Source organism: Paralcaligenes ureilyticus, assembly GCF_004346225.1.
In the GTDB taxonomy this organism is placed as follows: Bacteria; Pseudomonadota; Gammaproteobacteria; order Burkholderiales; family Burkholderiaceae_B; genus Paralcaligenes; species Paralcaligenes ureilyticus.
This window is the reverse complement of record NZ_SMAJ01000032.1, coordinates 1-11,946: the sequence shown is the minus strand read 5'-3', so window position 1 is coordinate 11,946 and position 11,946 is coordinate 1. Positions and strand designations below refer to the sequence as shown.

The window sequence follows — 11,946 nt, the reverse complement described above, 5'->3', positions numbered from 1 at the left end:
GCCTGGACGAGGCAGACCCGGGCAGTCGGGGCGCGTAGCGCCACGACCGCTGGACGGACCGGACGGTACCCACCCCTCGCCCTGCGGCGTCTTAAGAACCCGACAAACAACCTGCACGATTGATTTAGAAGTGGAATCAATCGCCCAGAGCAATGATCCGCAAAGCTTCGCCCTCAAGCTGCACGATGGTAGGTTGATTATGCAGCTTGGGTTCCAGTTGGGTTTCAATGACCCGGTAGACCCCGGCAATGGCCAGCAGCTCGGGATCGAGGTGGGTCGTGAAGATACGCGCGCTGGTATCGCCGCGGGCGCCCGCCATGGCCTTGCCGCGTAGCGGCCCATACACATGGATGTTGCCGTCGGCGATCACTTCGGCGCCGCGGTTGACGATGCCGATGACGATCAGGTCGGTATTGCGCGCATAAATGCGCTGCCCCGAACGCAGGGGCCGGTTGATGACCATCGCGGCCGGCGCGATGGCGGGTATGCCGGTCTCGGGCGTGGCGGTCGCCGCCGCGGCGGCCTTGCCGCCCGAAGAGGGCGTCTTGGGAGGAGCCACGACCGGCACTTCCTTGTCGGGCGCCGGGCTGGTGGTGGGGCGCGGGGTCGGATGGGCCAGATCGACGCAGGTCAGGCCCTGGTCCCTGGCCGATGACACATTCACAGTCTGGGCCATGACGCCGATCGGGTAGAGCGAATGCTTGCGCAGGGCGCTGATCAGGGGAGCCCAATCCAGTGGCTCTTCGATCGCCGAGGCGTCGATGACGACGGGTTCGTTTTCAAAAAATGAACCGGCATCGCTCATGCGCCGCTCCAGCGCGTCGATCAGATCCTGCATGGGTAGACGGTGCAAGACCACGCGCACGGCATAAAGCGTCGCGCTTTTGAAATCCAGTGCCAATGGGCCGTCGTGGTTGGTAGATGAGTCGCTCACAGATTGTCTTTTGCAAAAAATGGAATCGTTTTAATGGCGGGTCATGCCCATGAATCCCGGAGCGTGACCGCCCTGTTGATAATAGGCCTTTCAAGCGAAGAGTCGATACGGTCCGCGACAAAATAGCCCAGCCGCTCGAATTGCCAGACCGCCCCGGGATGGGCGCGGGTTCCGGGTTCGAGCCAGGCGTTGACGACCCGGCGGGAATCCGGATTGAGGGCCGTTAGAAAGTCCTTGTCGCCTGCGTCGGGATGCGGATCGGCGAACAGCCTGTCGTACAGGCGCACTTCGGCCGCGACGGCGTGTTGCGCGCTGACCCAGGTAATCGTGCCCTTGACCTTGACCGCATCGGATCCGGGTGTGCCGCTTTTGGTATCCGGCAGATACTCGGCGTGAACCTCTACGACGCGGCCCTGCTCGTCTTTCACGCAACCGGTGCAGGTCACGATGTAGCCGTATTTCAGGCGTACGGTATTGCCGGGAAACAGCCGGAAGTATTTCTTGGGCGGGTCCTCGCGGAAATCGTCGCGTTCGATCCACAATTCGCGTGAAAAAGAAAATTCGCGTTGTCCGTCTTCGGGCCGATGCGGGTTGATCGGCGCGTGGCACGGCTCGGTTTGATCTTGCGGATAGTTGTCGATGATGAGCTTGACCGGGTCGAGGATGGCGACAGTACGGGCCGCCTGTGGGTCAAGATCGTCGCGCAGGGCTTGTTCGAGCAGGCTGTAGTCGATGCGCGAGTCGGACTTGGACACGCCCAGCCGTTCGCAGAACAGGCGTATGGCCTGGGGCGTGAAGCCGCGCCGGCGCAGCCCCACCAAGGTGGGCATGCGCGGATCGTCCCACCCTTGAACATGGCCTTCGCGCACCAGTTGCAGGAGCTTGCGTTTGCTGGTGATCACATAGGTGAGGTTCAGGCGCGCAAATTCGTATTGACGCGGCAACGGCCGCCGCAACTGCCCCAGATCGGCGAGCTTGTTCAGGATCCAGTCGTAGAACGGCCGCTGGTCCTCGAATTCAAGCGTACAGATGCTGTGCGTGATGCCTTCGAGCGCGTCCTCGACCGGATGCGCCCAGGCATACATGGGATAAATGCACCAGTCGTTTCCGGTGCGGTGATGGCTGGCGTGGCGGATACGGTAGAGGACCGGATCGCGCAAATTGATATTGGGCGAGCCCATATCGATGCGGGCCCGCAGCGCCAGGCTGCCGTCGGGATGCTTGCCGTCGCGCATTTCGCGCAGCAGAGTCAGCGATTCGGCCGCAGGCCGGTCGCGCCAGGGCGAATTGACGCCTTTTTCGGTCAATGTGCCGCGCGTGGCGCGCATTTGCTCGGCGTTTTGTTCGTCGACATAGGCGTCGCCCGACTCGATCAGCGCCTCGGCGAACTGGTAAAGGTAGGCGAAGTAATCGCTTGCAAAATAGCAGTTGGACTCGCCCTGGTGTTCCCAGGTAAAGCCCAGCCAGGACACCGCATCGATAATCGTGCGGACGTATTCGTCTTCTTCTTTCTCGGGGTTGGTGTCGTCAAAGCGCAGGTGGCAGGCTCCGCCGTAGTCCCGCGCCAGGCCGAAGTTCAGGCAGATGCTTTTGGCATGGCCGATGTGCAGGTAGCCGTTGGGCTCGGGTGGGAAGCGGGTGCGGATTCGCGCAGAGTCGTGCGAACCCTGCGCCTGGACGCCGGCCGGGCCGGGCTTGCCGGCCCAGCGCTTATCGGCGTAGCGGCCGCTGGCCAGATCGTGGTCGATAATGGAGCGCAAGAAATTTGAGGGGGGTGAAGCAGGGGTTGAGGTCATACGGGCTATGCAGAAATAGTGTCTTGCAAAGTAAGCATTTTGCCACGTTCCGTCCGTTTTGCTGAGCCGCCGACGTCACAAGACGGTAAAGAGGCTCTACACTAGCGCCCATCATGACGAACTCTGCTCTCTGGCTATCCCAGATCCAGTTTTTCCTCAGCCTGGGTTTTTTGTCGCTGTTCCTGGTGGTCGAACTGGGCCTGGCGTGGGTATTGCTGTTTTTCAAACTGTGCGCTCATCGCTCGGAGCAGCCGGCCTGGACGGCCGCCTATCGATTCTGGGTGCGTGTCTTCGCACTGGCCTTCATCCTGACCTTTGCTTCCAGCATGCCGGTGTTGATTCAGTTCGGCAGCCTGTGGCCCAGCCTGATGGATAAAATCGGCGAAATCGCCGGCCCTTTGCTCGCGGCCGCGATCGTGACTACCTTTATTTTCAAATCCTGTTTTCTGGGCGCCATGCTGTTTGGTCAGAATCGCATGTCCGATCGCGTGCACACGCTGATGGTGTTTATGGTGGCGGTGGGCGTTACGCTGGCCGCCTGGTGGATGGTGGTTTTGCTATCCTGGATGCAAACGCCCGGCGGCGCCAATATGATCGACGGCCAATACCATGTCATTAGCTGGATGGACGTACTGTTCAATCCTTCGGCGGGCTGGTATGCGGCCCTCTTCGCGATCAGCGCGGCCCTGACGGTGGCCTTTTTGATGCTGGGCGTGACGGCCGGGCAGACGTTGCGCCGGCCGCTCGATGAAAGCGAGCGCCTGGTATTCAAGATGGCGCTGATCATGGCCATGGCCGCGGTCCTGTTGCAGGGGGCCGCCGGATGGGGCACCGCCGGCGTCATTGCCCGGCATCAGCCTGCCAAGGCGGCCGCTACAGCCGCCTACTGGCACTCGGGCGTGCAGCCCAGCCTGGTTTTGTTCGGCTGGCCCGATGCGGCCAGCCAGCGCAATCTGTATGCCTGGGAATGGGGCCATGCAGGTGGCCGCTGGCTTGGGCGAGACGGCAAGGGACAGTTGCAGGGGCTTGATCGCTTCTCGGGGAAGAGCCCGCCGGTCGCCCTTGTTTTCTGGTCTTTTCGGTTGACGGTGATCGTGGGTTTGCTAATGCTCGTGGCCAGTTGGCTGACGTATTTCCGCGTGCGCAAAAAAGAATATGATCCGGGCATGTTGTCCGAGCGGTGGCGCCGGTTCCTGCGCCTGATGATGTTCTCGGGATGGGTGGGTAGTCTGGCCGGCTTGGCGTATTCCCTGTTTGGCTTGTATCCCTACGCCGTCAACCAGACCGTCACGCTCAGCGAGATCGCAAGCTCGACGGACTGGGCCGTTCTGTTGGGAGCCGGCGTGGCTTATTTACTGTTTTATGCAGTGCTGATGCTGGGCTTTCTCCAGCTCTTGCGGCATATCGCCCGTTATGGCGTGGTGCCGGTGGCCCGGCGCAGGGGGCGGGCATGATTGTGTCGCTGGCCGCATCGCTGGGAATGAGCCCCCAGGATCCCGCGTTCTGGATGCCGCTGGCCTTTATGGCCGTATTGTTCGTGGTGATTGTGGCCGGCACGATTCTGGATGGTTTCGATATCGGGGTAGGGTGCCTGACGCTGTTTGCGCCGCACGACTTGCGCCCGCGCATGCTGTCGCTCCTTAGCCCCTGGCGCGATGCGAATGAGTTCTGGCTGTTTTTGGGCATGGGCCTCTTTGTTGCGGCGTTTCCCAATGCCTGGGGCAGTGTCATGGGCAATCTTTATTTGCCCTTGTGCGTACTCGCGCTGGGTGTAATGCTGCGTTCGGTGTCCTTCGAGTTTCGCCTGCGCGCGCCCCTTGAAATGAAATCGCGCTGGCTTTCCGGATTTACCCTGGGTTCGTTGATCACGGCCCTGGCTCATGGGTTTTTACTGGGGCAATTGGTGGTGACCTATCAGTCTCAGTCGGGCTACCTCTGGTTCTCGGTATTCATCGGCGTATGCGCGGTGGCGGCGTATTGCCTGTTGGGCGCGGCCTGGCTGATTATGCGTGAAGCCGGCGAGTTGCGTATGCGCGCCGTGATGTGGGGAAGAAGGACGGTCCGCTGGGCGGCAGCCGGCGCCGTCGGAATATCGGTGGTGCTGGCTTTTGCCAATGCGGGCGTATTTCTGAAATGGAGCGATGGGCCTGCGTGGCCGGTGGTGGTCGGCATGTGGGGTTTTCTGCTGGTGGCTTTTGTGTCGATCGAAATGTGCCTGCAGCGGATGGTGAACTCCAGCTACCGTACGACCGCCTTTCCGTTCATTGTGGCGCTGCTGATTTTTCTGGTGACGCTGGGCGGGTTGGGCTACAGTTTTTTCCCGTATCTGGTGCTCGATAACATTACGATCTGGGATGCGGCCGCTTCGGTATCTTCGTTGAGTCTGATTTTGTCGGCGACGGTGATTGCCTTGCCGGTTGCCCTGATTTTCAATATCTGGGTTTACTGGCGCATGTTTGGCCTGTCGCGACCCTTTACGCCTCCAAAATTCAAGGCATAGCGGCCGGTCACGCGCCGGCGGCCGGCACGAGCGGCAACCTTACCACGACATCCAGCCCTCCGCTTGGAGCCTGCCCAAGCACCAGGGTGCCGCCGTGGGCGCGGACAATGGCGTCGCACAGCGCCAACCCCAGGCCTACCGAGCCGGTCAGTGTGCGGGCTTCGTCGAGCCGCGAGAAGGGCCGCAGCGCTTCGCTGCGCCGCTCGGGTGAAATGCCGGTGCCGTGATCGGACACGCTGATGATGGCCTGGTTGTCCTCGGCGGTGAGTGCGATCTCGACGGGTGGCTTGCCGTGGTTCAGTGCGTTGGTAACCAGATTGTCGAGCAGGCGTCCGAGGGCAACACGATCGGCGTTGATGGCCAAAGGCGTGGGCCATAGCCGTGTCAGTTGGACTGCGCTGCCGGCGCTTTCCCAGGCAGAGGCCTGTTCTTCCAGCCAGACATTCAATGCCAGAGGGGCGAAGTGGTACGTGCCGGGGTCGGTGCCGCGCACGAAACCGATGAACTGGTTGATCATGCGCTGCATGTCCTGGATATCGCGCCGCATGCCTTCTGTGAAGGTCGATTCGCCGGCCAATTCAATGCGCAGCCACATGCGCGATAGCGGACCCTTCAGATCGTGAGGCAGCCCGGCCAGAAGGGTGCGGCGAACGGCGCCTGATTCTGCCAGAGCGTCGAGCATGGCGTTGAAGCGCTCGCCCAGTATGCGCGTTTCCCGAGGGCCCGACGGGATGACCCGCTGCGGCTGGCCCGCGGCCAGTTGGTCGGCGGCATCGGCCAGGCGCGTGAGAGGCCGTGTAATATGCCAGGAAAATATGGCCGAAATCAGCAGAAACAATCCCAGGCCGCCCAGCCAGATAATGACCGCCGGCGTAGAGATGGACGGCGCGATGTGATCCAGCGGAATCACCAGCCATTCACGATTCTGTCGCGTGTCGTCTTCGCCGGGGTTCGGTGCCAAAGAGATGAACAGCCGCGGTGGCTGTTCTCTGGATAAGGCCACCCGGGTGCCGTCGTGCAGCCTGACGTTGAGGGCGCGAACAAAAAACCGCAATTCGCGCCGTATGTCCCCGGGCATTTCCGACGGGCCCCGTCGTGGCCCATGCTGCGCGAACGGACGATCCTGGATTTTCGCTTCGGAAGGCAGGCTGCGCGACCATAGATGCCACTCGTTCTGCGAGGCCTGGCGCACGAAGTTGGGGCGATCTTCGGCCGGAATCTGGGCGAGCGCGGCGCGCAAGGTGCGGATGGTGGTTACCGTATATTGAACGGCCACCCGCTCGGCGAGGTTTCTTCGATAGTAGTTGATCGAAGCGACGGTGGCGGCCTGCACTAAAAAGACAGTGCCCAGCGTGAGCAGAACCATGCGGGCACGCAAAGACAGAGGCAGGATCGAGCGCCATTTCATGGAAGTCAAGGCGAAAATCGGTAGCCGATACCCCAGACGGTTTGTATCCAGCGCGGTTGCTTTGGGTCGTCTTCGATCGAACGGCGCAGGCGCAAAACGGCGATGTCGATGGCGCGGTCGTTGCGCTCGCCTTCGTCGTCATCGCGGGCCAGGGCCAGCAGGCGTTCGCGTGAAAGGGGTTTGCCCGAATTCTTTATCAACGCCTCCAGCAGATTGATTTCGCCGCCGGCCAGTTTGACGGGAACCTGATTTTTATAAAGCTGACGGGTGGCCGGATCGAACACAAAAGGCCCGAACGTCATGGCCTGTTCTTTCACCAGCGCCGACGCGCCTTTTTTCCGGCGTAGAACCGCTTCGATGCGCGCCAGCAATTCGCGCGGATCGAAGGGTTTTCCCACGTAGTCGTCGGCGCCGGCCTCAAGGCCGACGACGCGATCGACGGTTTCGTCGCGGCCGGTGAGCAGGATGACGGGGATGTCCTCGCCCTGCTGCCGCAGGCGGCGGCAGGCTTCTGCGCCGTCCCCGTCGGGCAGCATGCGATCGAGGACGATGAGGTCGGGGCAATAGCGCTGAATGCGTTGCGTCAGGTCGCGGCCATCGGCAGCAAGCAGCGTATCGTAGCCGTGGCGGTTGAGGTAGTCGGCCAGCAGCTGGCGCAGGGCCGGATCGTCATCGACGACCAGGACTTTGATCAAGGGTGTATCCATGGGCGTCAGTGTGACGATTCGCGAGTTCGCTGGCAAGTGCCCCGAAATACATTGAAATACATGCTTGAATGGAACCTTTTCGGCAGATGTAGCGGCAGCCCTTGTGGCTGCCGTCAAAATACGCAGACGCGACACCCCCCATGGCTGTCATCAATAGGCCGCCGTCAAATTAGATCGCCATGAAACAATTAACCCCGCGACGCCGACAAAATACACAGTTGCTTTAGAAATAGAATAAGATCGTTCGCATCCAGATTTTTTATTGTCCTCCCGCATGATGGCTAGCTTGGTTTCCTCGATGCGTAAACGCCTGGAAGGCTACTCGTGGCTTTCCGACCTGCCGGCCATGCTTTGCTGGGCGGCGCTGGTTGGCGTGCTCGGCGCGTTTGCCACCATTGCCTTTCATGAGGGCATGCGGCTGGTGCAGCAACTCGTCACCGGCGATAGCGGTTCGATCGTCCGGGTAACGGAAGGCTTGCCCTGGTATGGCCGTTTGCTCTTTCCAATGGCTGGCGGAGTCGCGGCGGGCGCCCTTTTGTGGGGTGCCGCCAAGATCAAGGCGGGCGCCAATTCGGACTATATGGAGGCCGTTGCCATCGGCGATGGCCGCCTGTCTTTGCGCCAGGGCCTGCTGCGCTCCCTGTCGTCTTTATGCACGGTGGCCTCGGGCGGGTCGATAGGCCGTGAAGGCGCCATGGTGCACCTGGCGTCCCTGAGCGCCTCGGCTATCGGGCGTTTCACCAGTTTCAGCACGGCACGCTTGCGCCTGCTGGTGGCCTGCGGCGCGGCCGCAGGCGTGGCGGCCGCCTATGGCGCGCCGATTGCCGGCGCCTTGTTTGTGGCCGAGATCGTCCTGGGGACCATGGCCATGCAAAGCTTTGGTCCTTTGCTGATTGCGGCGGCAACGGCCAATATCGTGATGCGCATGGCGGGCAGCTACCATATCAATTATGAAATGGTAAATGTGCCTCAAGTTGGCGGGATCGAGGTGTTGCCGTTTGTTTTCCTGGGTGTGTTGTCGGGAGTCGCTGCGCCTTACTTCCTGAAATTCCTGGCCTTGACCAGAAAGACATTTAAGCGCACCGGACTGCCTCTGCCTGCGCGGCTGGGCCTGGGAGGGCTGCTGTTTGGCCTGCTGTCGATCTTTGTGCCCGATGTGGCGGGCAATGGCTATAGCGTGGTGTATTCGCTGCTGCATACGCATTGGGTCTGGTCTATGGTGGCGCTCATGCTGGTGTGCAAGGTGCTGGCCACGGCCCTGACCGTTGGATCGGGCGCGGTAGGCGGGGTCTTTACCCCATCCATATTCGTGGGGGCGGCGTTTGGCGCCCTGTTTGGCCAGGCGGTGGTTTTTTTCTGGCCCGGGCTGTCGGTCGAGCCCTATCTGTTCACGATGGTGGGGATGGGGGCGTTTCTGGGCGCGGCTACCGGCGCGCCGCTGATGGCCATCCTGATGATTTTCGAGATGACGCTTAGCTATCAGATTGTGTTGCCCTTGATGCTGGCCTGCGTTATCGCTTATTTCGTATCGCGCGCGATAGCCGAGGTGTCCATGTACGAGGTCGTGCTGGTGCGCGAACGCGATGCCTTGTTGCGGTTTCGCCTGCGTCATGCGCAGTTAAGCGAGATGGTCAAGCCGGCCGTCACGGTGGTGAAAACCAGCGCTCCCGTCACCGATGCCTTGCAGATGTTCCTGGATTACCCGGTCAAATATCTGTATGTGGTCGATGAGGATAATGTGTATCAGGGCGTGATCGCGCAGCAAGACCTGACCAGCCTGCTGATCAATCAGAAGGGCTTGCAGGATCGCCTGGCCGGCGACGTGCTGCGGCTGGATTTTGTCAAACCCCTGTATCCCGATATGACTCTGGACGAGGCGCAGGGGATTTTCGTCAATCATCCGGGAGAACGCCTGCCGGTCGTCAGCCGCGATGCCCGGCCCCGTTTATTGGGCGTGGTGTACAAGTCCGCGTTGCTGGAAAAGTATTGCGCGCTTAAAAAATCGCTCGACGCCAGCGGCGAAGCCATGGTCGATGTAAGGTCCCTGCCGCGTACGCCTTGAATTTGAAATGCGATCGTGCGGTACCCGTCGTTTAGATTGTCAACAGGCGACCCGTATGGCCACCCGTCAAAATCCCGGTTGTATTGTTTTTTCTTGGAATATAGTATGTAATATATTAAACCTATATACCAAATGAGGAGACAACGCATGAAGATCTGCATCTATGGCGCCGGCTCGATCGGTGGTTATATAGGCGCAAAGCTGGCGGCGGTTGGCGTTGACGTGAGCTTCGTGGCTCGCGGGCCGCATCTGGCGGCAATGCAGGAGCACGGCGTGCGATTACAGGAGGGGGGCGTCGAGCACACGATGAAAGTGCGCTGTACCTCCAATCCGGCCGATCTCGGTCCGCAGGATTATCTGTTTATAACGCTCAAGGCGCACTCCGTGCCGGCCGTGGTGGATGCCATGCAGCCGCTGCTGGGGCCGGATACTGCCGTGGTAACGGGCGTGAACGGCATCCCTTATTGGTATTTTTATAAATATGGCGGTGATCTGTCCGGTACGGTGCTTGAAAGCGTGGATCCGGGCGGCAGGCAATGGCAAGAGCTGGGGCCGGAACGGGCGATCGGCTGCGTACTGTATCCTGCCGCCGAGATTGCGGCGCCGGGTGTTATCAAGCATGTGTATGGTAATAAGTTCCCGATCGGCGAGCCCAGTGGCCAGCGTACGCCGCGTATCGAGCGTTTGCATGCAGTCATGACCGAGGCGGGGTTCGACGCGCCGATCCGCGAAGATATCCGCGATGAAATATGGCTCAAGCTGTGGGGTAATTTATGCTTTAACCCCATCAGCGCCCTGACGCACGCCACGCTCGACATTATCGCCAGCGACCCCGGTACGCGGGCGCTGGCAAGGTCGATGATGGTCGAATCGCAGGGCATCGCGGAAAAAATGGGTGCGCGTTTTCGCGTGAGTGCCGAGCGCCGTATCGACGGCGCAGGAGCTGTTGGGGCGCACAAAACCTCGATGCTGCAGGATCTCGAACAGGGGCGGGCCATGGAAATCGACCCTCTATTGACTGTAGTACAAGAGATGGGTGGTCTGGTCCAAATGCCGACGCCGACAATAGATATCGTGCTGGCGCTGATCAAGCAACGGCAGCGTATGGCCCAGGCCTAACTGAAAATAAGGGAAATAAGGGAGGTGTGATCATCTTCCACGCTGTACACTGTATACCAGCAATTCACGGAGAGAGACGTCTGTAGCCATCTTATTTTCATGATCGGAATGGTGAGATAAGAAAATTCTGTGGTATATCAGATACAGAATATTGATATATGGTGCGATGCAATATATAATGATTCCATCAGCTGGTTTTACTAATCACACTTTTGGAGTTCGTTATGGAAATGCTATCCCTCGCCTTATTAGCTGTTCTGTTGATTGCTGCCGGTGCTGTAATGACTGGTCTGATTGCCGAGCGTTTGCCCATGGCCGTATTGGCCAGCGCCGATGAAGGGCGTTTTGCTGGACTTGGCGGTGTTTCGTCGGCAAGCCCTGATAACCACAACGGCGTAACGGCGGCTCCTAGCCCAAGCGTTATTTAAAGAGAGTTGAATGTCTGCTGAACCTCGTGTCGAGACCCAATCCAATGCACTGATGTCGTCGCTTCAGCCGATCAACGCTGGGGCGAGCTTGCGTGATCAAGCTTATGCGATGCTCAAGCAGGCCATTGCCGACGCCGATATCTACCAGTCCCACGACCTGGTGCGGCTCGACGAACGGGTGCTGAGCGAGGCGCTGGGCGTAAGCCGCACGCCTATTCGCGAGGCGATGACCCTGCTCGAACAGGAGGGTTTTCTTCACACGGTTCCACGCCGGGGCATTTACATACAGCGCAAGACCAAGCGCGAGATCGTGGAAATGATTCAGATGTGGGGCGCGCTGGAAAGCATGGCCGCACGTCTTGCAACGCAACATGCTACCGATGAGGAAATGGCGGTGTTGCGTCATATGTTCGACGATTTTCGCGATTCCACGCTGGCCGAGCATATTGCGGAATACTCCGATGCCAATATTGCGTTTCATCAGGCGATCGTCGAGCTGTCGAAGTCGCGGATCATCCTCGACACCATCAAGAATCTGTTCGTGCATGTGCGGGCTATCCGCAAGCTGACCATCTCTCAAAGTGATCGGGCGTCACGCTCGATTGTCGATCACTTGCGCATCATCGAAGCCTTGGAGCGACGCGATACCGAACTTGCAGAACAATTGGTTCGCCAGCACTCACTCGATTTGGCCGATTATGTCGATGCGCATTGCGATTTTCTCGACTGAGAAAAACCGGCGGCAGGCGCTGAGCTAAGCCCGGCTTGTCCTGCGCCTGAACCTCCTTGCAACTAGCCAAACAGTGCGCTAGAGCGTTTTTGGTCAACGGTATCCGGCATGGGGTGTTTGGGTATTTGTGGCTGGACGTGTTGGTATCTGAAGACGCCATCTATGGAGGCCGGGGCGGGGCCGGCACGGCGTGCTTGATCCGGATCTGCCTCGTCCAGGCGGGCGTCGGGCCAAACTCGCTACGCCGCTGGCGCGGCTCCGC

The 11,946-nt window shown here is 60.0% G+C and carries 10 protein-coding genes; 6 read left to right on the top strand and 4 right to left on the bottom strand.

The window, feature by feature from the left end; all coding sequences use genetic code 11:
* Positions 1 to 136 precede the first annotated feature (136 nt).
* Together minC and EDC26_RS19945 are read right to left on the bottom strand one after the other, a co-directional pair.
* Entirely contained in the window at positions 137 to 934 is a 798-nt protein-coding gene (gene minC / locus EDC26_RS19950; RefSeq protein ID WP_132586487.1) for a septum site-determining protein MinC, read from the bottom strand.
* Positions 935 to 975: 41 nt separating this feature from the next.
* On the bottom strand, positions 976 to 2,730 hold the full coding sequence (locus tag EDC26_RS19945) for a glutamine--tRNA ligase/YqeY domain fusion protein (protein ID WP_132586484.1): 1,755 nt from the start codon (positions 2,728 to 2,730) through the stop codon (positions 976 to 978).
* A gap of 113 nt (positions 2,731 to 2,843) precedes the next feature.
* Here EDC26_RS19945 and EDC26_RS19940 point away from each other — a divergent pair, with 113 nt between their 5' ends.
* A complete protein-coding gene (locus EDC26_RS19940; RefSeq protein WP_132586481.1) occupies positions 2,844 to 4,184 on the top strand; it encodes a cytochrome ubiquinol oxidase subunit I in 1,341 nt (446 codons plus the stop codon).
* Positions 4,181 to 5,230, top strand: a complete 1,050-nt coding sequence (locus EDC26_RS19935) for a cytochrome d ubiquinol oxidase subunit II (RefSeq protein ID WP_132586478.1) — start codon at positions 4,181 to 4,183, stop codon at positions 5,228 to 5,230. Before EDC26_RS19940 ends, EDC26_RS19935 begins: the two co-directional genes overlap by 4 nt.
* A gap of 7 nt (positions 5,231 to 5,237) precedes the next feature.
* Here EDC26_RS19935 and EDC26_RS19930 read toward each other — a convergent pair whose 3' ends face one another.
* Both EDC26_RS19930 and EDC26_RS19925 read right to left on the bottom strand, forming a co-directional pair.
* Positions 5,238 to 6,638 carry a sensor histidine kinase gene (locus EDC26_RS19930; RefSeq protein WP_132586490.1) on the bottom strand — a complete coding sequence of 467 codons (1,401 nt, stop codon included), beginning with the start codon at positions 6,636 to 6,638 and terminating at the stop codon, positions 5,238 to 5,240.
* Positions 6,639 to 6,643: 5 nt separating this feature from the next.
* Positions 6,644 to 7,345, bottom strand: coding sequence for a response regulator (locus tag EDC26_RS19925; protein WP_132586475.1), 702 nt, complete (start codon positions 7,343 to 7,345; stop codon positions 6,644 to 6,646).
* A gap of 298 nt (positions 7,346 to 7,643) precedes the next feature.
* Between EDC26_RS19925 and EDC26_RS19920 the strand changes: the two genes are divergently transcribed.
* From EDC26_RS19920 to EDC26_RS19905, 4 genes are all read left to right on the top strand, one after another.
* Complete coding sequence (locus EDC26_RS19920) at positions 7,644 to 9,407, top strand: ClcB-like voltage-gated chloride channel protein (RefSeq protein WP_243700995.1); 1,764 nt, start codon at positions 7,644 to 7,646, stop codon at positions 9,405 to 9,407.
* A gap of 147 nt (positions 9,408 to 9,554) precedes the next feature.
* Positions 9,555 to 10,526, top strand: coding sequence for a 2-dehydropantoate 2-reductase (locus EDC26_RS19915; RefSeq protein WP_132586469.1), 972 nt, complete (start codon positions 9,555 to 9,557; stop codon positions 10,524 to 10,526).
* A 224-nt stretch (positions 10,527 to 10,750) separates the two neighbouring features.
* Entirely contained in the window at positions 10,751 to 10,954 is a 204-nt protein-coding gene (locus tag EDC26_RS19910; RefSeq protein ID WP_132586466.1) for a hypothetical protein, read from the top strand.
* Between the two features lie 10 nt (positions 10,955 to 10,964).
* Positions 10,965 to 11,684 carry a GntR family transcriptional regulator gene (locus EDC26_RS19905; protein ID WP_132586463.1) on the top strand — a complete coding sequence of 240 codons (720 nt, stop codon included), beginning with the start codon at positions 10,965 to 10,967 and terminating at the stop codon, positions 11,682 to 11,684.
* The last annotated feature ends 262 nt before the right edge of the window (positions 11,685 to 11,946 follow it).